Origin of the sequence: Streptomyces sp. NPDC060232 (assembly GCF_042726555.1) — a bacterium.
Lineage (GTDB): Bacteria > Actinomycetota > Actinomycetes > Streptomycetales > Streptomycetaceae > Streptomyces.
In genome coordinates, this window is record NZ_JBHXAG010000010.1 from 17,855 (window position 1) to 40,662 (window position 22,808).

24 protein-coding genes are annotated in these 22,808 nt (G+C 71.4%); 8 read left to right on the top strand and 16 right to left on the bottom strand.

Translation table 11 applies throughout. The annotated features are described in order from the left end of the window. Nucleotides 1-73 precede the first annotated feature (73 nt). Nucleotides 74-1,273 (top strand): phosphoserine phosphatase SerB, encoded by a 1,200-nt coding sequence (gene serB, locus ACFWFZ_RS16400; protein WP_387122740.1) that lies wholly within the window; start codon nucleotides 74-76, stop codon nucleotides 1,271-1,273. Between the two features lie 92 nt (nucleotides 1,274-1,365). Here the strand turns inward: serB and ACFWFZ_RS16405 are convergent, their stop codons facing one another. The 4 genes from ACFWFZ_RS16405 to ACFWFZ_RS16420 all read right to left on the bottom strand — a co-directional run bounded on the left by ACFWFZ_RS16405 (nucleotide 1,366) and on the right by ACFWFZ_RS16420 (nucleotide 3,804). Then, nucleotides 1,366-1,887 (bottom strand): SixA phosphatase family protein, encoded by a 522-nt coding sequence (locus ACFWFZ_RS16405; RefSeq protein ID WP_387122743.1) that lies wholly within the window; start codon nucleotides 1,885-1,887, stop codon nucleotides 1,366-1,368. Nucleotides 1,888-1,970: 83 nt separating this feature from the next. Then, nucleotides 1,971-2,192: a hypothetical protein gene (locus tag ACFWFZ_RS16410; protein WP_387122746.1), complete on the bottom strand. Its 222-nt coding sequence runs from the start codon at nucleotides 2,190-2,192 to the stop codon at nucleotides 1,971-1,973. Nucleotides 2,193-2,350: 158 nt separating this feature from the next. Then, nucleotides 2,351-2,470 carry an SGM_5486 family transporter-associated protein gene (locus tag ACFWFZ_RS16415; RefSeq protein ID WP_267882100.1) on the bottom strand — a complete coding sequence of 40 codons (120 nt, stop codon included), beginning with the start codon at nucleotides 2,468-2,470 and terminating at the stop codon, nucleotides 2,351-2,353. A gap of 5 nt (nucleotides 2,471-2,475) precedes the next feature. After that, nucleotides 2,476-3,804 carry a CynX/NimT family MFS transporter gene (locus ACFWFZ_RS16420; RefSeq protein WP_387122749.1) on the bottom strand — a complete coding sequence of 443 codons (1,329 nt, stop codon included), beginning with the start codon at nucleotides 3,802-3,804 and terminating at the stop codon, nucleotides 2,476-2,478. Between the two features lie 68 nt (nucleotides 3,805-3,872). Between ACFWFZ_RS16420 and ACFWFZ_RS16425 the strand changes: the two genes are divergently transcribed. Then, on the top strand, nucleotides 3,873-4,598 hold the full coding sequence (locus ACFWFZ_RS16425; protein ID WP_387122752.1) for a FadR/GntR family transcriptional regulator: 726 nt from the start codon (nucleotides 3,873-3,875) through the stop codon (nucleotides 4,596-4,598). Here ACFWFZ_RS16425 and ACFWFZ_RS16430 read toward each other — a convergent pair. From ACFWFZ_RS16430 to fabG, 3 genes are all read right to left on the bottom strand, one after another. Then, nucleotides 4,579-5,010, bottom strand: a complete 432-nt coding sequence (locus ACFWFZ_RS16430) for a hypothetical protein (RefSeq protein WP_387122755.1) — start codon at nucleotides 5,008-5,010, stop codon at nucleotides 4,579-4,581. The two genes, ACFWFZ_RS16425 and ACFWFZ_RS16430, sit on opposite strands and share 20 nt — an antisense overlap. A 245-nt stretch (nucleotides 5,011-5,255) precedes the next feature. Beyond that, complete coding sequence (fabI, locus tag ACFWFZ_RS16435; RefSeq protein WP_387122757.1) at nucleotides 5,256-6,026, bottom strand: enoyl-ACP reductase FabI; 771 nt, start codon at nucleotides 6,024-6,026, stop codon at nucleotides 5,256-5,258. A 5-nt stretch (nucleotides 6,027-6,031) separates the two neighbouring features. Beyond that, a complete protein-coding gene (gene fabG, locus ACFWFZ_RS16440) occupies nucleotides 6,032-6,751 on the bottom strand; it encodes a 3-oxoacyl-[acyl-carrier-protein] reductase (protein ID WP_030829516.1) in 720 nt (239 codons plus the stop codon). Between the two features lie 145 nt (nucleotides 6,752-6,896). Between fabG and ACFWFZ_RS16445 the strand changes: the two genes are divergently transcribed. The 3 genes from ACFWFZ_RS16445 to tyrS are packed head-to-tail and all read left to right on the top strand — an operon-like array spanning nucleotide 6,897 to nucleotide 11,168. Beyond that, a complete protein-coding gene (locus ACFWFZ_RS16445; protein ID WP_387122760.1) occupies nucleotides 6,897-8,459 on the top strand; it encodes a TldD/PmbA family protein in 1,563 nt (520 codons plus the stop codon). Then, entirely contained in the window at nucleotides 8,456-9,847 is a 1,392-nt protein-coding gene (locus ACFWFZ_RS16450; protein WP_387122763.1) for a metallopeptidase TldD-related protein, read from the top strand. The genes ACFWFZ_RS16445 and ACFWFZ_RS16450 overlap by 4 nt, the downstream gene beginning before the upstream one ends. 52 nt (nucleotides 9,848-9,899) lie before the next feature. After that, the gene (tyrS, locus tag ACFWFZ_RS16455) at nucleotides 9,900-11,168 is read left to right on the top strand and encodes a tyrosine--tRNA ligase (RefSeq protein WP_387122766.1); all 1,269 of its coding nucleotides are present in this window, start codon (nucleotides 9,900-9,902) and stop codon (nucleotides 11,166-11,168) included. Between the two features lie 101 nt (nucleotides 11,169-11,269). Here the strand turns inward: tyrS and ACFWFZ_RS16460 are convergent, their stop codons facing one another. Beyond that, complete coding sequence (locus ACFWFZ_RS16460) at nucleotides 11,270-11,548, bottom strand: GlsB/YeaQ/YmgE family stress response membrane protein (protein WP_387122769.1); 279 nt, start codon at nucleotides 11,546-11,548, stop codon at nucleotides 11,270-11,272. A 237-nt stretch (nucleotides 11,549-11,785) separates the two neighbouring features. On the opposite strand from ACFWFZ_RS16460, the gene ACFWFZ_RS16465 reads away from it, so the two are divergent. Both ACFWFZ_RS16465 and ACFWFZ_RS16470 read left to right on the top strand, forming a co-directional pair. Next, entirely contained in the window at nucleotides 11,786-12,064 is a 279-nt protein-coding gene (locus ACFWFZ_RS16465) for a DUF3099 domain-containing protein (protein ID WP_387123153.1), read from the top strand. 146 nt (nucleotides 12,065-12,210) lie between these two features. Further along, entirely contained in the window at nucleotides 12,211-12,462 is a 252-nt protein-coding gene (locus tag ACFWFZ_RS16470; protein WP_387122772.1) for a hypothetical protein, read from the top strand. A 37-nt stretch (nucleotides 12,463-12,499) separates the two neighbouring features. Here ACFWFZ_RS16470 and moaA read toward each other — a convergent pair whose 3' ends face one another. The 3 genes from moaA to ACFWFZ_RS16485 form a co-directional block, all read right to left on the bottom strand. Further along, nucleotides 12,500-13,489 carry a GTP 3',8-cyclase MoaA gene (moaA, locus tag ACFWFZ_RS16475; protein WP_387122775.1) on the bottom strand — a complete coding sequence of 330 codons (990 nt, stop codon included), beginning with the start codon at nucleotides 13,487-13,489 and terminating at the stop codon, nucleotides 12,500-12,502. A 178-nt stretch (nucleotides 13,490-13,667) separates the two neighbouring features. Beyond that, on the bottom strand, nucleotides 13,668-15,296 hold the full coding sequence (locus ACFWFZ_RS16480) for a cation acetate symporter (protein ID WP_387122778.1): 1,629 nt from the start codon (nucleotides 15,294-15,296) through the stop codon (nucleotides 13,668-13,670). After that, nucleotides 15,293-15,658, bottom strand: coding sequence for a DUF485 domain-containing protein (locus tag ACFWFZ_RS16485; RefSeq protein ID WP_387122780.1), 366 nt, complete (start codon nucleotides 15,656-15,658; stop codon nucleotides 15,293-15,295). The genes ACFWFZ_RS16480 and ACFWFZ_RS16485 overlap by 4 nt, the downstream gene beginning before the upstream one ends. A 257-nt stretch (nucleotides 15,659-15,915) precedes the next feature. Here ACFWFZ_RS16485 and ACFWFZ_RS16490 point away from each other — a divergent pair, with 257 nt between their 5' ends. Then, nucleotides 15,916-17,454 carry a S8 family serine peptidase gene (locus ACFWFZ_RS16490; RefSeq protein ID WP_387122783.1) on the top strand — a complete coding sequence of 513 codons (1,539 nt, stop codon included), beginning with the start codon at nucleotides 15,916-15,918 and terminating at the stop codon, nucleotides 17,452-17,454. A 196-nt stretch (nucleotides 17,455-17,650) separates the two neighbouring features. On the opposite strand, the gene ACFWFZ_RS16495 is transcribed toward ACFWFZ_RS16490, so the two are convergent. The 5 genes from ACFWFZ_RS16495 to ACFWFZ_RS16515 all read right to left on the bottom strand — a co-directional run bounded on the left by ACFWFZ_RS16495 (nucleotide 17,651) and on the right by ACFWFZ_RS16515 (nucleotide 22,808). Next, nucleotides 17,651-18,334, bottom strand: coding sequence for a lysoplasmalogenase (locus ACFWFZ_RS16495; protein WP_387122786.1), 684 nt, complete (start codon nucleotides 18,332-18,334; stop codon nucleotides 17,651-17,653). After that, on the bottom strand, nucleotides 18,331-19,245 hold the full coding sequence (locus ACFWFZ_RS16500; RefSeq protein WP_387122789.1) for a sterol desaturase family protein: 915 nt from the start codon (nucleotides 19,243-19,245) through the stop codon (nucleotides 18,331-18,333). Before ACFWFZ_RS16500 ends, ACFWFZ_RS16495 begins: the two co-directional genes overlap by 4 nt. Before the next feature lie 141 nt (nucleotides 19,246-19,386). Beyond that, nucleotides 19,387-20,610, bottom strand: coding sequence for an amidohydrolase family protein (locus ACFWFZ_RS16505; protein ID WP_387122792.1), 1,224 nt, complete (start codon nucleotides 20,608-20,610; stop codon nucleotides 19,387-19,389). Beyond that, on the bottom strand, nucleotides 20,607-21,911 hold the full coding sequence (locus ACFWFZ_RS16510) for an amidohydrolase family protein (RefSeq protein WP_387122795.1): 1,305 nt from the start codon (nucleotides 21,909-21,911) through the stop codon (nucleotides 20,607-20,609). Before ACFWFZ_RS16510 ends, ACFWFZ_RS16505 begins: the two co-directional genes overlap by 4 nt. Before the next feature lie 12 nt (nucleotides 21,912-21,923). After that, entirely contained in the window at nucleotides 21,924-22,808 is an 885-nt protein-coding gene (locus ACFWFZ_RS16515) for an SDR family NAD(P)-dependent oxidoreductase (RefSeq protein WP_387122798.1), read from the bottom strand.

Consider the following 22,808-nt stretch of genomic DNA (forward strand, 5'->3'; position numbering starts at 1 on the left):
GCGGGACGCGGCACGTTCAGGAAATGGGACGGGGGTCCTGTCCCGGGGGCCGGGAAGATACGGTGAGGGCACCATGAGCGCATCGCAGACCTCCGACGTCCCCACCCTCCTCGTCAAGATCTTCGGCAAGGACCGTCCCGGGATCACCGCCGGGCTGTTCGACACCCTCGCCGCCTACTCCGTCGACGTCGTCGACATCGAGCAGGTCGTCACCCGTGGCCGCATCGTCCTGTGCGCCCTCGTCACCAAGCCCGTCGGCGGCACCGAGGGCGACCTGCGGGCCACCGTCCACAGCTGGGCCGAGTCGCTCAAGCTGCAGGCCGAGATCCTCTCCGGTACCGGTGACAACCGGCCGCGCGGCAGCGGCCGGTCCCACGTCACCGTGCTCGGCCACCCGCTCACCGCCGAGTCCACGGCCGCCATCGCCGCGGAGATCACCGGGGCCGGCGGCAACATCGACCGTATTTTCCGGCTCGCCAAGTATCCGGTGACCGCGGTGGAGTTCGCCGTCTCCGGTGTGGAGACCGAGCCGCTGCGCACCGCGCTGGCCACGGCCGCCGCGCACATCGGCGTGGACATCGCCGTCGTCTCGGCCGGGCTGCACCGCCGGGCGCAGCGCCTGGTCGTCATGGACGTGGACTCGACCCTCATCCAGGACGAGGTCATCGAGCTCTTCGCCGCCCACGCCGGGTGCGAGGCCGAGGTCGCCGAGGTCACCGAGCGGGCCATGCGCGGCGAGCTCGACTTCGAGCAGTCGCTGCACGCCCGGGTGGCGCTGCTGGCGGGCCTGGACGCGTCCGTCGTGGACAAGGTCCGCACCGAGGTGCAGCTGACCCCGGGCGCGCGGACCCTGATCCGTACGCTGAAGCGGCTCGGCTACCAGGTGGGCGTGGTCTCGGGCGGCTTCACCCAGGTGACGGACGACCTGCGGGAGCGGCTGGGGCTGGACTTCGCCTCCGCCAACACCCTGGAGATCGTCGACGGGAAGCTGACGGGCAAGGTCACGGGGGAGATCGTGGACCGGGCGGGCAAGGCCCGGCTGCTGCGCCGCTTCGCCGCCGAGGCCGGAGTGCCGCTGGCCCAGACGGTGGCCATCGGTGACGGCGCCAACGACCTGGACATGCTGAACGCGGCTGGGCTGGGCGTTGCTTTCAACGCCAAGCCGGTGGTCCGCGAGGCGGCGCACACGGCGGTGAACGTGCCCTTCCTGGACGCGGTGCTGTACCTGCTGGGGATCACCCGCGAGGAGGTCGAGGCCGCCGACCTGGCCTGACCCCCTCCGGTGCCCCCGGCACCCCGATCCCGGACATGAGTGGGCCCCGGCGGCCGGTGCGGCCGCCGGGGCCCCTTCGCGTGCGGCGCCGGTCAGTGGCCCTTGGGGGTCCAGTAGTCCAGCAGGGTGCCCACCCCGTGCTCCACGGACTTCCACGAGCCGGTGAACGAGACGACGGCGAGCGCGGCGGTCGGGAATCCCGTGCGGGTCATCCGCGCCAGGGTGTCGCCCTCCGCGCGCCCGGACAGGGCATCGGCGAGGGCGTGCATGCCGGGGTTGTGGCCGATGACGAGGAGGTCGCGGACCTCGTCGGAGGTCTCGTTCAGCAGGGCGATGAGCTCGCCCGTCGAGGCGTCGTAGATCCGCTCCTCGTAGTGGGTCTTCGGCCGGTGCGGCATCTCCTGGACGGCGAGCTTCCAGGTCTCGCGGGTGCGGACCGCGGTGGAGCAGAAGGCCAGGTCGAAGGCGATGCCGGTCTCGGCGAGCTTCAGACCGGCGGCCGGCGCGTCCTTGCGGCCCCGTTCCGCCAGCGGACGGTCGTGGTCGGACACCTCCGGCCAGTCGGCCTTGGCATGCCGGAGGAGGGCGATCCTGCGGGTTGTCTCTGCGCTCATGGCTCCCAGCTTCGCACGAAACGGGCCACGGGGCGCAGGGTGTTGAGGGGGCTCGTCCCAGGTCGTGAGGGGCGCTCGGGAGGTCAGCCGACGGCGCGCAGGAGCTGTTCGGCGACCTGGACGAGACCGGAGACCTCGCCGGTGGCCGCGTGGGCCTCGCCCGATCCGGCGAGGAGCAGCAGGAGCAGGCTGAAGGCGAGTGCGGGCAGGGCCAGTGCCCACCAGTGCAGCCGGGTGCTCGCGGCGGTGGCGGCGCCCGCCCGGCGGGCGGACGGGAGGGACCGTGGGTGCGTGGGGGCCGACATGGCCGCCTCCGTGGGTGTGTGGACCGGACTGGCTCGCTGCCTTTCGAATCTATGGATCCGGGACGGCGGTTCCCATCCGGGGCACACCCCACTTCACCCTGAGCCTGACCCCCTAGGGGTTGGTGGGGATATCCCCACCCCCGGGGGCGGCGTCCGGGTCAGGGGGAGGCGATCGTCGCGATGACGGAAATGATCACGGTGATGCCGAGGATGGCGCCGAGGACGAGGCCGAGCTTCTTGCGGCCGTCCTGCGGGTTCGGTTCGAGTACGGGCGACATACGGGTCAGTCTCGCACGCCGCATTCGTCCTCGATCGTGCGGTCCCGCCCTGCCAGGACGCCGAGGGCGATCTGCGGGACGAGCAGACCCGCCATCAGGGCGAGCGGCAGGTCCCAGCTTCCCCCGGCTACCGCTGGGAGGTGCCCCTGACTGTGCTGGTAGAGGGCGCCGATGACGAGCGGGCCCGGGATGGAGATGAGGTAGCCGGTGCTCTGGGCGAAGGCGGAGAGCTTGACCACGCCGGCCGGGGACTTGGCGCGCAGCCCGATCATGGTGATGACGAGCGGGAACGCGCAGTTGGAGACGCCGAGCAGGAGCGCCCAGGCCCAGGCTCCGGCGGCAGGGGCGACGTAGAGCCCGAGGTAGCCGGTGAGGCCGAAGACGCCGAGGGTGACGGCGATGGCCCCCTGGTTCCGCATCCGGCCGGCCAGGCCCGGGATGACGAAGGCGAGCGGAACGCCCATGACCATGGTGACGGCGAGGAGCACGCCGGCGGTGGAGGCGGAGACGCCGGCGTCGCGGAAGATCTGCGGGAGCCAGCCCATGGTGATGTACGCGCCCGTGGCCTGGAGGCCGAAGTAGCAGGCCAGGGCCCAGGCGGTCCGGCTACGGGCGACCCGCGGGCCCGCGTCGGTCCGTACGGCGGCGCTCGCACCCGAACGGGCGGCGACGGCCGCGGCCCGGTCGGCGCGCCGGGCGGCGCGGGCGAGGGGCAGCCACAGCAGGACGGCGGCGACGGCGAGGGAGGCCCACATCAGCAGGCCGGTGCGCCAGCTGCCGCCGAGGGCGTCGGTCAGCGGGACGGTCGCGGCGGCGGCGAGCGAGGTGCCGGCGGCCAGGGCCATGGAGTAGAGGCCGGTCAAGGTGCCGACCCGGTCCGGGAAGTAGCGCTTGACGATCACCGGGAGCAGGACGTTGGTGAGGGCTATGCCGGCCAGGGACAGGGCGCTGGCGGCGAGGAAGCCGGCTGAGCCGTCGGCGAAGGGGCGGATCAGCAGTCCGGCGGCGACGGCGGCCATGCCGGCGCAGACGACGGCGACCGGGCCGAAGCGGCGGGAGAGCCGGGGCGCGGTGACGCCGAAGACGGCGAAGCACAGGGCCGGGACGGAGGTGATCAGTCCGGCGACGGTACCGCTCATGCCCAGGCCGGTGCGGGTCTCCTCGAAGAGGGCGCCGAGGCTGGTGATGGCGGGGCGCAGGTTGAGGGCGGCCAGCACGATTCCGACGATGAGGACCGGGCCGAGCCAGGTCGGCCCCGCCGTCGTGTGCGGGGTGGCGACCGTGGCACGGTCTGCGGCGGGCCGGTCGAGCATCGTGGTTTCTTCGTCGGACATTGAACCATCATAGAATCATGGGATGATTGGTTGTCCAGTCGCTCGCACCCCATCCGCGTGAGGAACCCATGCCGCTGACCTCGCCCCGGCGCTCCGCGCTCGTCGATCAGGTGATCGCCCAGCTGCGCAACCAGATCACCTCCGGCGAGTGGCCGGTCGGCTCGCGCATCCCCACCGAGCCGGAGCTGGTGGCGCTGATGGGCGTCGCCCGCAACACCGTGCGCGAGGCGGTGCGGGCCCTGGCCCACAACGGACTCCTCGACATCCGGCAGGGCTCGGGCACGTACGTCATCGCCACCAGCGAGCTGGCCGGCGTCATGCACCGGCGCTTCGCCGGGGCCGAGCCGAGGCACATCGCCGAGGTGCGCTCCACGCTGGAGTCCTCGGCGGCCCGGCTGGCGGCCGAGCGGCGTACGGAGCGGGACCTGCTCCAGTTGGACGCCCTGCTGGAGCGCCGCGAGGAGGCCTGGGCGGGCGGGGACGCGGAGGTCTTCGTCGCGGCGGACGTGAGCCTGCACATGGCGGTGGTGGCGGCCTCGCACAACGAGGTGCTGATCGAGCTGTACGCGGACCTCGGCGAGCTGGTGGCCGACTGGCTGCGGGCCGATGTGGGCACCGTGCTGGAGCCCGCCGCCCATCTCGACCACGCCCGTCTGATCGAGGCGATCCGGCGCGGGGACGGGGACGCGGCGGCCTCGGAGGCCGCGGGCTACCCCTTCGTCTGCCTCGGCAAGGACGGCAAGGACGACAGCGAGGACGCGCAGGGGGCCCCGGTCACGCCCGTCGGTGGCTGACCCAGGCCGCGCGGACTTCCTTCCAGCAGCGGCCGGTGAGCTCGGCCCGAGCGGTCGGGCCGACGGCCACGGCCGCGCTGTCGCCGTCCAGGTCCCACCAGCGGTCGCACTCCACGTGCAGGCTCACCAGGTCGGTCTCCGGATAGGCGTTGTGGCAGTGCGCGGTCACCCGGGAGCCCTCGATCGAGGTGGCGCAGTCGGCGCCGAAGAGTTCCCGGGCCTCGGGCGGCGAGGCCTGGACGGGGGGCTCGGCAGGGATGTCGGAGTACTCCACGACGGCCGGGCCCGCCACCTCGGGGCCGGAGGCGGCCTCTTCCGCCGAGGGCTGTGCGGCGACGGCCGGGATCAGGAGGCCGGTCACGATCACCGACGTGACCAGTATCGATACCGCTCGGCTCGGCCTGGTGCGCACCCGTGCCTCCTCCCCGCCGGAGCCGGGAAGATCCCGACCTGGCCAGTTTGCAGGCATCTGTCCAGGTTTTCGACTCGGGAAGATCCGGTCAGCCGGTGAACATGCGAGCGAAGCCGACCCCGGGGGCACCCGTGACCCGGCCCCCGCGCCCGGCCCCGTGGGCGGACGCGGCGAAACGGCGGCGGCCGCGCCTCCCGGAAGGGAAGCGCGGCCGCCGCCTACGGACACGGGGTCCTGACCGGGGGTCAGGCGCCCATCGCGTGCAGGCCGCCGTCCACGTGGACGATCTCGCCGGTGGTCTTGGGGAACCAGTCCGACAGCAGGGCGACGACACCGCGGCCGGTCGGCTCCGGGTCGCTCATGTCCCACTCCAGCATGGAGCGGTGGTTCCAGGTGTCCGCCAGGTCGGAGAAGCCCGGGATGGACTTCGCGGCCATGGAGCCGAGCGGCCCGGCCGAGACCAGGTTGCAGCGGATGTTCTCCTTGCCCAGGTCGCGGGCGAGGTAGCGGCTGGTGGCCTCCAGCGCCGCCTTGGCCGGGCCCATCCAGTCGTACTGCGGCCAGGCGAACTGCGCGTCGAAGGTGAGGCCGACGATCGCCGCGCCCTCCGCCGGGAAGAGCGGCTTGCAGGCCATGGTCAGCGACTTCAGCGAGAACGCCGAGACGTGCATGGCGGTGGCGACCGACTCGAACGGCGTGTTCAGGAAGTTGCCGCCGAGGGCGTCCTGCGGGGCGAAGCCGATGGAGTGCACGACACCGTCGAGGCCGCCGAGCTCGTCGCGGACGAGGCCCTCCAGGCGGGCCAGGTGCTCGTCGTTGGTGACGTCGAGCTCGATCACCTTGACCGGCTTGGGCAGCTTCTTCGCGATGCGCTCCGTCAGCGACGGGCGCGGCCACGCGGTGAGGATGACCTCGGCACCCTGCTCCTGCGCCAGCTTGGCCGTGTGGAAGGCGATGGAGGACTCCATCAGCACACCCGTGACGAGGATGCGCTTGCCCTCGAGAATTCCGCTCATGGTGATCAGTGACCCATGCCCAATCCGCCGTCAACGGGAATGACGGCTCCGGTGATGTACGCGGCGTCGTCGGACGCCAGGAAGCGGACGGCTGCCGCGATCTCCTCGGGCTGCGCGTAGCGGGCCAGCGGCACCTGTGCCACGATGCCCGCGCGCTGCTCGTCGGTGAGGACCTTCGTCATGTCGGTGTCCACGAAGCCGGGCGCAACGACGTTGAAGGTGATGTTGCGGGAGCCCAGCTCGCGTGCGAGCGAGCGGGCGAAGCCGACCAGCGCGGCCTTGGAGGCGGCGTAGTTGGCCTGCCCCGCCGACCCCATGAGCCCGACGACCGAGGAGATCAGGACGACGCGGCCCTTCTTGGCACGGAGCATGCCGCGGTTCGCGCGCTTGACCACCCGGAAGGTGCCGGTGAGGTTGGTGTCGAGGACCGAGGAGAAGTCCTCCTCGGACATGCGCATCAGCAGGGTGTCCTTGGTGATGCCGGCGTTGGCCACGAGCACCTCGACCGCGCCGTGCGCGTCCTCGATCTGCTTGTAGGCCTGCTCCACCTGCTCGGAGTCGGTGATGTCGCACCGCACCGCCAGGACACCGAGCTCGGTGAGGGCCTGCGGCGGCTCACCCGACCGGTACGTGATCGCGACCTTGTCGCCGGCCTCCGCGAAGGCTCGGGCGATGGCGAGGCCGATGCCCCGGTTTCCTCCGGTGACGAGAACCGAGCGGCTCAACGGATCACCCTTTCGCTAGCGGTCTGAATACCGAAAACCTATAGGTCGCATCGCTCGTACGGAGAATCGAGCCCCGACAGGGCCTCGCGGCGGGCTCTGTCGAGTCCCTACAGAAAGATGTAGGCACAAGGGCCCCGATCGCGACATGATCGGGGCGACCGTCCCCGACCCCGGGAGGACTTCCGTGCCCCATTCCATCGACGCGGCCTTCACCGCGCTGCCCCTGCGGGCGCTCGCCGACGCGGCGCTCGCCCGGGCCCGCGCGCTGGGCGCCGACCATGCCGACTTCCGGCTGGAGCGGATCCGCAGCGCCTCGTGGCGGCTGCGCGACGCCAAGCCCTCCGGCGGGTCCGACACCACCGACCTCGGCTACGCGGTCCGGGTCGTGCACGGGGGCAGTTGGGGGTTCGCCTCCGGCGTGGACCTGACCATGGACGGCGCCGCCAAGGTGGCCTCGCAGGCCGTGGCCATGGCGAAGCTGTCCGCCCAGGTGATCAAGGCCGCCGGTTCGGACGAGCGCGTGGAGCTCGCCGACGAGCCGGTGCACGCGGAGAAGACGTGGATCTCCTCCTACGAGGTGAACCCCTTCGAGGTACCGGACGCGGAGAAGGCGGCGCTGCTCGCCGACTGGAGCTCCCGGCTGCTGGCGGCCGACGGCGTGGCGCACGTGGACGCCTCGCTGCTCGCCGTGCATGAAAACAAGTTCTACGCCGACACCGCGGGCACGACGACCACGCAGCAGCGGGTCCGGATCCACCCCCAGCTCACGGCGGTCGCCGTCAACGCCGCCACCGGCGAGTTCGACTCGATGCGCACCATCGCACCGCCCGCCGGCCGCGGCTGGGAGTACCTGACCGGCACCGGCTGGGACTGGAACGCCGAGCTGGAGGAGATCCCCGGCCTGCTCGCCGAGAAGATGCGGGCGCCGAGCGTGCAGGCCGGGCGCTACGACCTGGTGGTGGACCCGTCCAACCTGTGGCTCACCATCCACGAATCCATCGGCCACGCCACCGAGCTCGACCGGGCTCTGGGCTACGAGGCGGCGTACGCGGGGACCTCCTTCGCCACCTTCGACCAGCTGGGCAAGCTCAGGTACGGCTCTCCGATCATGAACGTGACGGGCGACCGGACCGCCGAACACGGGCTGGCCACCGTCGGCTTCGACGACGAGGGCGTCCAGGCGCAGAGCTGGGACCTGGTCAAGGACGGCACCCTGGTCGGCTACCAGCTGGACCGGCGGATCGCGAAGCTGACCGGCCTGGGGCGCTCCAACGGCTGCGCCTTCGCCGACTCCCCCGGGCACGTGCCCGTGCAGCGGATGGCGAACGTGTCCCTCCAGCCCGATCCCGGCGGCCTGTCGACCGAGGACCTGATCGGCGGCGTGGAGCGCGGGATCTTCGTGGTCGGCGACCGCTCCTGGTCGATCGACATGCAGCGCTACAACTTCCAGTTCACCGGGCAGCGGTTCTTCCGGATCGAGAACGGCCGGCTGGCCGGACAGCTGCGCGACGTCGCCTACCAGGCCACCACCACCGACTTCTGGGGCTCGATGGAGAAGGTCGGCGGCCCGCAGACCTATGTCCTGGGCGGCGCCTTCAACTGCGGCAAGGCCCAGCCGGGCCAGGTCGCGGCGGTCTCGCACGGCTGCCCCTCCGCGCTGTTCCGCGACGTGAACATCCTGAACACCACGCAGGAGGCCGGCCGATGAGCCGATCGACCAAGCCGCACGAGATCGTCGAGCGGGCCCTGGAGCTGTCCACCGCCGACGGATGCGTCGTCATCGCCGACGAGGAGTCGAGCGCCAACCTGCGCTGGGCCGGCAACGCCCTGACGACCAACGGCGTCACCCGCGGCCGGACCCTGACCGTCATCGCCACCGTCGACGGCAAGGAGGGCACGGCCTCGGGGGTCGTGTCGCGCTCCGCCGTCACCCCCGAGGACCTGGAGCCCCTCGTACGGGCCGCCGAGGCGGCCGCGCGGGGCGCCGGTCCCGCCGAGGACGCCCAGCCGCTGGTCACCGGGACGCCGGTGTCGCCGGACTTCACCGACGCCCCGGCCGAGACCACCTCCGCCGTGTTCGCGGACTTCGCCCCGGCGCTCGGCGAGGCCTTCGCCCGGGCCCGGGCCGGCGGCCGGGAGCTGTACGGCTTCGCCAACCACGAGCTGGTCTCCACGTACGTCGGCACCTCGACGGGCCTGCGGCTGCGCCACGACCAGCCCAACGGCACCCTGGAGCTCAACGCGAAGTCCCCGGACCGCCAGCGTTCGGCCTGGGCCGGCCGGGCCACCCGGGACTTCAAGGACGTGGACCCGACCGTGCTGGACGCGGAGCTCGCCGTACGGCTGGGCTGGGCTGAGCGGAAGATCGACCTGCCCGCCGGGCGGTACGAGACGCTGCTGCCGCCTACGGCCGTGGCGGACCTGCTGATCTACCAGATGTGGTCGGCGTCGGCCCGGGACGCGGTGGAGGGCCGTACGGTCTTCTCCAAGCCCGGCGGCGGCACCCGGCTCGGCGAGAGGCTGACCGACCTGCCGCTGACTCTGCGCAGCGACCCGAACGCGCCGGGCCTGGAGTCCGCGCCGTTCGTCATCGCCCACAGCTCCGGCGACGACGTCTCGGCCTTCGACAACGGCCTGCCGGTCCCGGCGACCGAGTGGATCCGGGACGGTGAGCTGGCCCGGCTGTCGACGACCCGGCACACGGCCGGCCTGACCGGCCTGCCGGTCTCCCCCGGCTTCGGGAACCTGATCCTGGACGGCGGCGGCGAGAAGTCCCTCGACGAGATGGTCGCGGACACCGGGCGCGGCCTGCTGCTGACCTGCCTGTGGTACATCCGTGAGGTGGACCCGGCCACGCTGCTGCTGACGGGCCTGACCCGGGACGGGGTCTACCTGGTGGAGAACGGGCAGGTCGTGGGCGAGGTGAACAACTTCCGCTTCAACGAGTCCCCCGTGGACCTGCTGTCGCGGGCCTCCGAGGCGGGCCGCACGGAGAAGACCCTGCCGCGTGAGTGGAGCGACTGGTTCACGCGGGCCGCGATGCCGGCTGTCCGCATCCCGGACTTCAACATGAGTTCGGTGAGCAAGGGCGTCTGACCCACCTAGACTGAGCACGGCATTTCCACAAAACGTAAGGAGTCGAGAGACCGTGACGGACATCGTCGACGAACTGAAGTGGCGCGGGCTCTTCGCCCAGTCCACCGACGAAGAAGCGCTGCGCAAGGCCTTCGCGGACGGTCCGGTCACGTTCTATTGCGGCTACGACCCGACCGCCGCCTCGCTGCACGTCGGCCACCTGGTGCAGGTGCTCACGATGCGGCGGCTGCAGCTGGCGGGCAACCGGCCGCTCGCGCTGGTCGGCGGGGCCACCGGTCAGATCGGCGACCCCCGTCCGACCGCCGAGCGCACCCTGAACGACCCCGCGGTCATCGCGGAGTGGGTGAACCGGCTGCGCTCGCAGATCGAGCCGTTCCTGTCCTTCGAGGGCGAGAACGCCGCGGTCATGGTCAACAACCTGGACTGGACGGCGGGCATGTCCGCCATCGAGTTCCTGCGGGACATCGGCAAGCACTTCCGCGTCAACAAGATGCTGACGAAGGACTCGGTCGCCAAGCGGCTGGAGTCGGACCAGGGCATCAGCTACACGGAGTTCAGCTACCAGCTGCTCCAGGGCATGGACTTCCTGGAGCTGTACCGGCGCCACGGCTGCACCCTCCAGCAGGGCGGCTCGGACCAGTGGGGCAACCTGACGGCCGGCCTCGACCTGATCCACCGGGTCGAGCCAGACGCGCACGTCCACGCGATGGCGACCCCGCTGATGGTCAAGGCGGACGGCACCAAGTTCGGCAAGACCGAGGGCGGGGCCGTCTGGCTGGACCCGGAGATGACCACCCCGTACGCGTTCTACCAGTTCTGGCTGAACGTGGACGACCGGGACATCTCCACCTACATGCGGATCCTCTCCTTCAAGTCCCGTGAGGAGCTGGAGGAGCTGGAGGCGCAGACCGCCGAGCGGCCGCAGGCGCGTGCCGCCCAGCGGGCGCTGGCGGAGGAGCTGACCACGCTGGTGCACGGCGCCGACCAGTGCGCCGCCGTGATCGCCGCGTCGCGGGCGCTGTTCGGCCAGGGCGACCTGGCGGAGCTGGACGAGGCCACGCTGGCCGCGGCCCTGTCCGAGCTGCCGCACGCCAAGGTGTCGGAACCGGCCCTGGTGGTGGACCTCTTCGCGGAGACCGGTCTGGTCGCGAGCAAGTCGGCCGGCCGCCGGACCGTGAAGGAGGGCGGCGCCTACGTGAACAACGTGAAGGTCACCGCCGAGGACGCGGTGCCCGCCGCGCAGGACCTGCTGCACGGGCGCTGGCTGGTCTTGCGCCGGGGCAAGAAGAACCTGGCGGCGGTCGAGGTCACCGGCGCCTGACGCGTCCCGGGACGCTCACGCCCGTACGGCACACGGCGGAGGGGCCGGTTCGGACTTCACGGTCCGGCCGGCCCCTCCGTCATGCGCGCGGCCCGGTGGACCTACGTCACCCGGCGGCTGCCTCCGCGCATCGCCTTGTAGGCCATCTCGCCGAGGAAGACGAAGAGGACCGCTCCCGCGAGCTGCAGCAGGTGCCGGGTCCAGTCGATGCCGCGGGTGTCGGCGACCCCGATCCAGGCGGCGACGGCGTTGCCGAGGACGCTGCCGATGATGCCCATCAGCGTGGTCAGCCACAGGGGCTGGTGCTGTTTGCCCGGCAGGACGGCCTTGGCTATCAGGCCCAGCACGAAACCGACGATGATCGCCCACAACCAGCTCATGTCCGGCCTCCTCCTGGCGCGGTGTGCGCACGTGCGCCCAGTGTCGGCCCGACCGGCGTGGCGCGCATTCCGGGCGGTGCCGTGGGGGGTCCCCTGTCCCCGGGGCGGCGGGGGCCGCGTACCGTGGAAGGGTCCGGGCCGGGGAACGCCCGGCCGGCGATCGGGTGGTAGGACGTGGAACGGGTGAACCGACAGAAGCGGAACGGGTCCGAGGTCTTCCGGATCACCGGCGCCCGGATGGGGCTCGCCGAGGACGTACGGGGCCGCCAGCGCCGCTACGTGATCTCGATGACGGTCAGGACCCTGTCGGTCATCGCGACCGTGCTGTTGTGGAACGTGTCCCGCCCCGTGGCGATCGTGACGCTCGTCGCGGGCGCCCTGCTGCCCTACGTGGCCGTGGTCATCGCCAACGCGGGGCGCGAGTCGACGCCGTCGCTGCCCTCGCATTTCGTCCCGACTCCGGTCCGCCCGGCGCTGGACGCCGGAAACCTCAAGAAAAGCTCAGATCAATCATGAAGTTCCGGTGCACTGCACCCGGTCCTGCGTGACATACTGCTCACGCGCTCCGCATCCCCCGTCGGAGCGACGGACCGACGCCGGGCAGCTCCCCCCGTGGCTGCTCGGCGTCGCCTTTCCGTTCGAGACACCCCTAGGGTGAGGTCGTGACTTCCTCCGACTCCCCCACTCCTGACGCCATCCCCACCTGCTCGGCCAAGGGCTGCCGTGACGCGGCCGTCTGGGTCCTCGCGTGGAACAACCCGACGCTGCACACGCCGGAGCGGCGCAAGACGTGGCTGGCGTGCGAGGAGCACCGCGAGCACCTCTCCCAGTTCCTGGGGGTCCGCGGTTTCCTCAAAGACGTCGTGAAGCTCGACGAGTGGGTGCAGCCCGAGGGCTCGGAGCGCCCGCGCTGATCCGGTTGGTCCGGTGCGGCGGGCCGGCCCGCGCGGGTCAGCCGCCGATCGCGGACATGGGGCGGTCGGGCTGGAGGAAGGACGGGTCGTCGAGGCCGGACCCGGCCTTCTTGCCCCACATGGCCACCTTCCACAGGCGGGCGATCTCCTCGTCCGGGGCGCCCGAGCGCAGGGCGGAGCGCAGGTCCGACTCCTCCGTGGCGAACAGGCACGTACGGATCTGGCCGTCGGCCGTGAGCCGCGTACGGTCGCAGGCGCTGCAGAACGGGCGGGTGACCGAGGCGATGACACCGACGGTGGCCGGGCCCCCGTCGACCACCCAGCGCTCGGCCGGGGCGGAGCCGCGCTCGTCGGCGCCTTCCTCGGTGAGCGTGAAGCGGGTGCGCAGGGACTCCAGGATGTCCCCGGCGGTGATCATGCCGTCGCGCTTCCAGCCGTGCTGGGCGTCGAGGGGCATCTGCTCGATGAAGCGGAGCTCGTACTCGTTCTCCACGGCCCAGGCCAGCAGGTCGGGGGCCTCGTCGTCGTTGAGCCCCGGCATGAGCACGGCATTGACCTTGACGGGGGTGAGGCCGGCCTCGCGGGCCGCGGCCATGCCCTCGACGACGTCCTTGTGCCGGTCGCGGCGGGTGAGGGTCTTGAACACCTCGGGCCGCAGCGTGTCCAGGGAAACGTTCACCCGGTCCAGGCCGGCGGCCTTCAGGGCCTGCGCGGTGCGCCCCAGACCGATGCCGTTGGTGGTCAGCGACATCCTGGGGCGGGGCTCCAGGGCCGCGCACTGCTCGACGATCCCGACCAGGCCGGGGCGGAGCAGCGGCTCGCCGCCGGTGAATCGGACCTCGGTGATGCCGAGCTGCGTGACCGCGATGCGGATCAGCCGGACGATCTCGTCGTCGGTGAGCAGGTCGGACTTGCCGAGCCACTGCAGTCCCTCTTCGGGCATGCAGTAGGTACAGCGCAGATTGCACCGGTCGGTGAGCGAGACGCGCAGGTCAGTGGCTACACGGCCGTAGGTGTCGAGAAGCACTGTGGGCCCCCTCCCCTGTCCGGATGTCGAGGTACGCGTGACTTGTGGATCTACTTCACGCGTTCTCTTTCGAGCCTACGCGACGCGTGTGTCATCCAGGCGCGCCCAAATGAACGAGACGTAACGTGGCCGCGTCGTAGGGACCTACGACGCGGCCACGCTGGGTGTTCGTACGATGTCAGTGCGCCCCTGTTCCGGTGAGGGAGCGCACCTCCAGCTCGGCGAACTTCCGGGGGTCCGCCTTCTCCTTGGACAGGACGGTTCCCAGCCATCCCAGGAGGAAGCCGAGGGGGATCGAGATGATGCCCGGGTTCTCCAACGGGAACCAGAAGAAGTCGGCGTCCTTGAACATCGAGGTCGGCTTGCCGGACACGACCGGGGAGAACAGCACCAGGCCGACCGCCGAGACGAGCCCTCCGTAGATGGACCAGAGCGCCCCCTGGGTGTTGAAGCGCTTCCAGAAGAGGCTGTAGAGGATCGTCGGCAGGTTGGCGGAGGCGGCGACCGCGAAGGCGAGCGCGACGAGGCCGGCCACGTTCAGGTCGCGGGCCAGCGCACCCAGGCCGATGGCGACGGCGCCGATGACGACGGTGGACCAGCGTGCGGCGCGCACCTCCTCCTGCTCGGTGGCCTTGCCCCTGCGGATCACGTTCACGTAGAGGTCGTGGGCGAAGGACGAGGAGGAGGCGAGGGTGAGGCCCGCGACCACGGCGAGGATGGTGGCGAAGGCGACCGCGGAGATCACGGCGAGCAGGACGGCCCCGCCGGTGGAGTCCGCGCCGCCGCCGACCGCCTGGGCGAGCAGGGGTGCGGCGGTGTTGCCGGCCTTGTTCGAGGCCAGGATGTCGGCGCGCTCCAGCAGGGCCGCGGCTCCGAAGCCGAGGGCGATGGTCATGAGGTAGAAGGCGCCGATGATGCCGATGGCCCAGTTCACGGACTTACGGGCGGCCTTCGCGGTGGGCACGGTGTAGAAACGGATCAGGATGTGCGGGAGGCCGGCGGTGCCGAGGACGAGGGCGAGGCCGAGGGAGAGGAAGTCCAGCTTCGAGGTGGAGTCCTTGCCGTACTTGAGGCCCGGTTCGAGGAACTTGGCTCCCTGTCCGCTGTTCTCGGCGGCCTTGCCCAGCAGGTCGGAGACGTTGAAGTCGAACTTCACCAGCACCAGGAAGGTGATCAGCATGGCGCCCGCGATCAGCAGGACCGCCTTGATCATCTGGACCCAGGTGGTGCCCTTCATGCCGCCGATGGTCACGTAGACGATCATCAGGACGCCGACGAGCGCGACGACCGCCACCTTGCCGCCGTCGCTGGTGATGCCCAGGAGCAGCGAGACCAGGACGCCGGCCCCGGCCATCTGGGCGAGCAGGTAGAAGATCGAGACCACGATGGTGGAGGTGCCGGCGGCGGTGCGCACGGGTCGCTGGCGCATCCGGTACGCGAGGACGTCGCCCATCGTGTAGCGGCCGGAGTTGCGCAGCGGCTCGGCGACGAGCAGCAGGGCGACCAGCCAGGCCACGAGGAAGCCGATGGAGTAGAGGAAGCCGTCGTAGCCGAAGAGGGCGATGGCTCCGGCGATGCCGAGGAAGGACGCGGCGGACATGTAGTCGCCGGAGATGGCGAGGCCGTTCTGGAAGCCGGTGAACTGGCGGCCGCCCGCGTAGAAATCGGCGGCGTCCTTGGTCTGGCGGCCGGCCCAGACCGTGATGATCAGGGTGGCGACGACGAACAGCCCGAAGAGCGTGATGATGAGCGGGCGGTGCTCGGAGGCGCCGGCGGCGAGCGTCGTCAGCTGGTGCGTGCCGCTCATTCGGAGGCCTCCATCCGCGCCTTGATGGCCGCAGCCCTGGGGTCGAGCCTGGCGGCGGCGTGGCGCGCGTACAGCCATGCGATGAGGAAGGTCGTCGCGAACTGGGCGAGGCCCAGCACGAGGGCGACGTTGATGTTGCCGAAGACCTTGGTCCCCATGAAGCCGCCCGCGTAGTTGGACAGCAGGACGTAGAGCAGGTACCAGGCGATGAAGGCCACGGTGAGCGGGAAGGCGAAGGAGCGGTAGGAGCGGCGGAGTTCGGTGAACTCGGGGCTGTGCTGGACGCTCACGAACTCTTCTGCCGTGGGGCCCGCCAGGGGCGTTCCCGCGCTACCCGGAGGCGGCGCTGCTTCGGTGGTCACGGGGGAATCTCCTTGTGACGCAGGTGCGGTGGGGACGACGGACAAAACAACCTCCGTGTGGCGGGGTCGAAGGCGCTGACCCCCTTGGTCAACGGCACGGCCGGCGTGTCGGGATGGTTCAACACCTGTGGATTCTTCGGGAACTGATTTCTCGAACTGATGGCGGAAAGGGGAACGGCGGCACTAGGTTCGGTTGTCATGGACCCGTCCGACGCGACCGCGTGCGGACGGCTTTTTCACGATGATCTGGAGAACCCATGGCTCATCTGGGATCCGTCCGCCGGCGCGCACTGGCCGTGCCGGTCGGCCTGGCGCTCACCGCCTCGCTCGCCCTGCTGCCCTCGGTGTCGGCTTCCGCCGCCCCGCTGGGCGCCACCGCGGACACGGCGGCCGCGAAGGCCGCGACCACCGGACCCAAGCTGTCGTACGTGGCGAACCTGAACGCGTACGCCACGATGAAGGCGGCGAAGAAGGCCGTCGAGCGGGCCGGCGGAACGGTGGTGACGGCCTATGAGCAGATCGGGGTCGTCGTCGCACACTCCCAGAACCCGGACTTCGCCAAGCAGCTGCGCTCCCAGCGTGGGCTGTTCGTGTCGGTCGGCGCCACCCGGACGGCCCCGATGCAGGCGGTGCAGACCACCGACGAGGGCGCGACCCAGCTGCTGAGCGAGGCGGACGCCGCCAAGGCGGCGGCGCGGGCCCAAGAGGGTCAGGAGCCGCTCGAACCCAACCAGTGGGACCTGCGGACGATCAAGGCCGACGAGGCTCACAAGATCAACGATGGCAGCCAGGACGTCACGGTGGGCATCATCGACACGGGTGTGGACGACACCCACCCCGATCTCGCCCCGAACTTCTCCAAGGGCCAGTCGGCCAACTGCGTCGGCGGGGTCGCCGACACCACCGACGGCGCCTGGCGCCCGTACCCCGACGGCAGCGACCACGGCACGCACGTCGCCGGCACCATCGGCGCCCCGCGCAACGGCGTCGGCATCAGCGGTGTGGCGCCCGGCGTGAAGATCGCCGCGATCAAGGTGAGCGAGCCCGGGACCAGCCTCTTCTACACCGAGGCGGTCGTGTGCGGCTTCATGTTCGCCGCCGAGAAGGGGATCGAGGTGACCAACAACAGCTACTACGTCGACCCGTGGCTCTTCAACTGCAAGTCGGACGAAGACCAGAAGGCGCTGGTGGAGGCCATCGGCCGGGCCACCAAGTACGCCGAGCGCAAGGGCACCCTGCACGTGGCCTCGGCCGGCAACTCCAACCAGGACCTGGCCGCGGCCTCCCTGGAGGACACGACCAGCCCGAACGACACCACCCCCGTGACGCGCACCATCGACCCGAGGGTCTGCCTGGACCTGCCCACGCAGCTGCCGGGCGTGGTCACCGTCTCCGCGACCGGCGACAAGGGCCTGCGCTCGTACTACTCCAGCTACGGCCTCGGAGTCGTGGACGTCGCGGCCCCCGGCGGCGACAAGTGGCAGGTCCCGGCCACGCCGGACGCCAACGGGCGCGTGCTGTCGACCGTCCCGGGCGGCTACGGCTACAAGCAGGGCACCTCGATGGCCGCCCCGCACGTCGCGGGCGTCGCGGCGCTGCTCAAGAGCGCCCACCCGTCGGCCACGCCCTCGCAGCTCCAGGCGATGCTGAAGGCGCAGGCCACCAAGGCGGCCTGCCCGGCCCAGATCTACGACGCCACGGGCGCGCTGATCAACGCCACCACCTGCCAGGCCAAGTGGGGCCAGACCGGCTACTACGGCTACGGCGTCGTGGACGCCCTCAAGGCCGTGAAGTAGTACGGAACACCGTGACGGACGGGCCGGGCGGGGTGCTCCCCGCCCGGCCCGTCCGGCGCTCCGGCCGCGGTAAGGGCTTGATCAGCACCTTGAGCGCACTGCGGTCGCCCCTCGCGCGGTAGCCGTCCGGGACCTCGTCCAGGGACACGGTCCTGCGGTGCGAAGTCGTCCGGTCCTGTACGACTGTGGAACCGCCCTACCGTACGCCTGCTTCCCGGGGGGTCGCGCCCGTGGCCAGCAGGTACTGGGCTGCCACGTAGGTGGCCATGATCCAGAAGTCGGGGCGGGGCAGCTGCGGCCATGCGGCGACGCCGCCGGCGATGAGGGTGTCGGACAGCAGGAACAGCGCGCCGCCGATGCCGGCCCGCGGGCCGAGGGCGCTGGAGCGGAAGGCCATGGCGGTGAGCAGCAGGCTGTAGACGGCCACGGGGATCCGCAGGTCCGCGGGCAGATCGGCCCACAGCAGGGCGACGGTGCCGAGGAGGGCCAGGGTGTAGGCGCCCCCGAGGAGCGGGTTCGCGGGCCGCTTGCCGAAGAGGACGAGGTAGCAGACGTGCCCGACGGCGAAGGAGCCCATGCCGACCAGGAAGGCGGCCTCGGCGTCGAAGAGCAGGGCCAGATCCCCGCCCCAGCCGAACAGCAGGGCGGCGACCAGCAGGCGGGGCGCGCCCCGCGTGATCGCGTAGGCGGCGAGCAGCGGCATCAGCAGCGGCTTGGCGATGACGTGCCCGAGGTGCCAGTCGGCCAGCAGCGATCCGAGGTCGAGGGCGGTGGCGGCGGCGAAGCCGTAGAGCGCGAGGCGGCCGAGGCGCGCCCGGCCGGCCGCCGCCCGCGGGAGCGCCCAGGAGGGTGCGGGGCGGCCGGGGGACTCGGTGCTCACGCGGTGGTCTCCTGTACGGCCGGGTCGGCGGCGGGTGCGGGGACGGCTGCGGCGGGCTTGGCAGGCTCGGCCCCGGGTGTGGGGGCGGGCTGCCAGCCGGGGCCGCGGAAGACCCGGCCGGCCCGCTCGCTCCAGCTCCGGGCGGCGCGGACGTCCCGGGCGATGGCGGCGTACTCGTGGGTGGCGACGCGCAGCGGGTTGTAGGTGGTGATGTTCTTGGTGAGCCCGTAGACGGGCTTGTCGGTCTCGCCCACCCAGGAGCCGAACATCCGGTCCCAGATGATCAGGATGCCGCCGTAGTTGCGGTCCAGGTAACCGCCCTGGGACGCGTGGTGCACGCGGTGGTGGGAGGGGGTGTTGAAGACGTACTCGTAGGCCCGGGGCAGCTTCCCGATGCGCTCGGTGTGGACCCAGAACTGGTAGAGCAGGTTGATGCCGTAGCAGAACGGGATCACGGCCGGGTGCACCCCGACGGCCACCATCGGCAGGTAGAACCAGTAGGTCGTGGCACTGGTCCAGGGCTGGCGCAGGGCGGTGGTGAGGTTGAACTTCCGGCTGCTGTGGTGGACGACGTGGCAGGCCCACAGGATGCGGATGACGTGGTGGCTGCGGTGCTGCCAGTAGTAGAGGAAGTCCTGGGCGAGCAGCATCAGCGGGATGGTCCACCACAGCAACGGCACCCGCAGCGGGGTGAGTTCGTAGACGGCGGTGAAGACCGCGACCACCGGGATCTTCCAGAGGAGGTCGAAGCCGATGCTGCCGAGCCCCATGCTGATGCTGGTGACGGCGTCCTTGGTGTCGTAGCCCTGCGCGTCCTCGTCGGGATGGAGGCGGTAGCTCACCAGCTCGATGACGGTGAGCAGCACGAAGGCGGGTATGGACCACAGCACGACATCGGGCAGGTTCGGCATGTCCGCACCATAGAGGCGCCTTCGGGGGTGCCGCTAGAGGTTGTTACCGATCGGTATCCATCGAGGTTACCGACGGTTCGGTGAGGGCCTCTTCCCGCCGGGCGGCTCAGGTCCCCCTGGCCGCCCGGCAGGAGGGGCGCGCTACCAGACCCGGACCGAGCCGCCCCTGGCGAAGGCCGGGCTGGTGGCATCCGGTGGGACGGCCGCCAGGGGTTCGGCGATCTCCGAGACCAGGGGGCCGTGCTGGGCCGCGAGTGCGTCGAGCAGGGGCAGGTCGAAGCCGTAGACGCGGGCCGCGTTGCCGCCGACCATCGCGGCGACCTCCGCCCGCGGCAGGCCCGCGTAGGCGGTGCGGAGTCCTTCGCGGGAGTACGGGGCGGTGCCCTCGTCGTGGGGGTAGTCGCTGCCCCACATGATCTTGTCGAGGCCGATCCGGTCCCGCAGCGGGACCTCGTGGGGGCGCATGAAGCTCGCTCCCACGAAGCAGTTGTCCCGCCAGACCTCGCTCGGGCCCTTGCCCATCGCCTCGGCGAGGCCCGCCCCGAACTTGGACTCGGCCGTGGCCGACGCCGCGACCAGGCGGCCGTGATAGTAGTCCAGCATCTCCAACACGCCCGGGATCCAGCCGGAGCCCTGCTCCGTCAGGACCAGCTTGAGGCCCGGGTGGCGCCGGAACGCCCCGCCGAACACGAGGTGCCACAGGGCGCGGTGCGAGAACCAGGTGGTCTCCACCATGAAGACGGCCCGTGCCGCCGGCTCGTCGCCCAGCGGCGGCGACGCCGAGCCGCCGTGGTGGTTGACCGGGACGTCGAGCTCGTCGCACACCGCCCAGATGGGGTCGTAGGCGGCCGAGTACAGCTCGGGGACCGCCGAGCCGGGCGGTACGCCGGGCAGCAGGATGCCGCCCGTCAGGCCGGCCTCCCGGACGCGGCGGATCTCCGCCACCGCCGCGTCCACGTCGTTCAGCAGGATCTGCGCGACACCCGCCCGCCGGCCCGGGGCGTCCGCGCAGAAGTCCGCCAGCCAGCGGTTGTGTGCCTGGAGGCCGGCCCGGCGCATCGCGTACTCCGCGGCCGTCGGCGGCTGCGCCATCAGCGATGCCTTGGGGAAGAACGGCGGGATGGTGTTGGGGAAGACGACCTCGGCGACGATGCCGTCCGCCTCCAGTTCCGCCAGGCGCCGCGCGGAGTTCCAGTTGCGGTCCGCGGTGTCCGCGAGGAGGTCCTCGTACGGGTTCACGTAGGTGGCGGCCCAGGCGTCGAACTCGTCGTGGTACCGCTTCTCCAGGTACGGCTTGTAGTCCAGGAGGTCGGCCCCCGCGTGGCAGTCCGCCGAGATCACCGTGTAGCGGTCCCCGCCGGTCACCGCGACACCCCCAGGACGGGGAAGTCGTGGTCCGTCAGCCAGTGGCGGCCCACCTCGCGCGAGCGCGCCCAGGAGGCCGCCACCGCCGCCTGGTCCGGGGACTGGCCCAGCTCGGCCGGGGTAGGGCCGATCCGGCGGGAGAGCGGGGCCAGCTTCTCGGTGTCGAAGCCGAAGACCTCCGCCGCGGCGAGCCCGAGCATCCGCCGGGTCTCGTCGACGGGGATGTCGTGGAAGGTCTTGCGCAGCCAGGTGCGGGTGTCGGGCCAGGTGCCCTCGGGGTGCGGGAAGTCCGAGCCCCACAGGATGTTGTCCACGCCGATCTCGTAGCGCTGGGCCAGTTCGCGCCGTTTGGTGTTCGTCGCGCAGACGAAGACCTGGCGGTCCAGGTACTCGCTCGGCGGCCGCTTCAGCTCCTCGAAGGGCGAGAGCTTCTTGCCGCCGTGCGCGCCGAGGTAGAGCCGGTCCATGAACCACAGCTGGTTGGGCAGCCACCAGCAGCCCGACTCGGCGACCCCGAACCTCAGGCCCGGGTGCCGCTCGAACACCCCCGACCAGAGCAGGAACCACAGCGGGCGGGCCGGCCACCAGGTGACCTCGGAGACGAAGATGCCCAGGTGGTCTCCGTACTCGTGGCGCGGCGAGGATCCGGAGTGGGTGAGGACCGGCATCCGCGTCTCGGCCGCCGCCGCCCAGACGGGGTCGTAGCGGCGGTCGTGGTAGGGCGCCTTGTCCACCCACATGGCGGGGATCATCAGCGCGCCCAGCCCGGACTCCTTGGCCCGGTGGATCTCGGCGACGACCTTGTCCGGCTCGCCCGTGACGGGCAGCAGCGCGACGCCGCAGTGGCGCTCGGGGTTCTGCGAGACGAACTCGGCCAGCCAGCGGTTGTGCGCCTGCGCGCCCGCCATGCCGAGCTCGGGGTCCTGGTCGCCGGAGAGTCCGAGCCCCACCCCGAAGGGGGCCGCGGTCTGGCTGTCGACGGCGTCCGCGTCGGGGAAGACGACCTCGGCGGCTACGCCGTCGCCGTCGAGTTCCTTCAGCCGCTGCCCCGTGTCCCAGCCTCCCCGGAGGCCCTCCTCGTGATCGTGGAACCACTTCTCGGCGAAGGCCTCGTTGCGGACGCCCAGCCGGGTTGCCTCCGCGCGGCGGGCGTCGCGCTGGCCGAGGAACTCGTCGAACTGCGGGTGGAAACGGGAGTCGAGGTAGGGGCGGTACCGCTCGGTGGGCAGGCCCGCGTGGCAGTCGGAGGAGATGATCAGGTACGGGTCTTCGTACGGTGTGTCGCTCGCGGTGTCGCTCATGGCGGACGCTCCTCAGTCGAGGATGAAGCTCTCCAGGTAGGCGGGGTTCGCGCGGTCGAGCATCGACTGCGACCGGGCGCGGATCTGCCGGTCGCTGTGCTCGCTCGGCGGCAGCATCCAGAAGCGGTCGGCGCGGATGCCGTCGACGACGTGCTCGGCGACCTCCTCGACAGGGGTGAAGTCCACCTCGTGGCCGGCCTGCCTCATGGCGGCCTCGTACTGGTCGAGGGTGCGGTAGGGGGTCCTGCGCGGGCGCTGCTTCGCGTACCGCTCGGGCCGGTTGCGGTGGGACTCCCACAGTCCGGTGCGCAGCATGTGCGGGCCGGGGAAGAGCACGGAGGCTCCGACGGCGGCGCCCTCCGCCTTGAGGTGGGCGTAGAGGGACTCGGTCATGGTGACCACGGCGGCCTTGGTGACGGCGTACACGGAGGCGGTGGGCAGCGGGGCGATGCCGCCGTCGCCGGAGGAGGTGTTGACGACGTGGCCGGGGGCGCCGCCCGCGATCATGCGGGGGACGAAGGCCTGGATGCCGTGGAAGACGCCCCACACGTTGACGGAGAAGGCCCACTTCCAGTCGTTGGGCTCGTGCTCCCACATCCGGCCCTCCGCTCCGGAGCCGACGCCCGCGTTGTTGCAGAGCACGTGGACGGCGCCGAAGGCGTCGTACGCGGCGTCGGCGAGGGCGAGCACGCAGTCGCGGTCGCCGACGTCGACGGTCCGGGCGAGGACCCGGGCTCCGTCCGCGGCGAGTTCGCCGGCCGCCTTGCGCAGGGCGGCCTCCTCGACGTCGGCGAGGACCACGGCCAGTCCCTCGGCGGCGAAGCGGCGGGCCAGGGCGAGGCCGATGCCGCCGGCGGCTCCGGTGACGACGGCCACCTGGCCGGGTTCGAGCCGCAT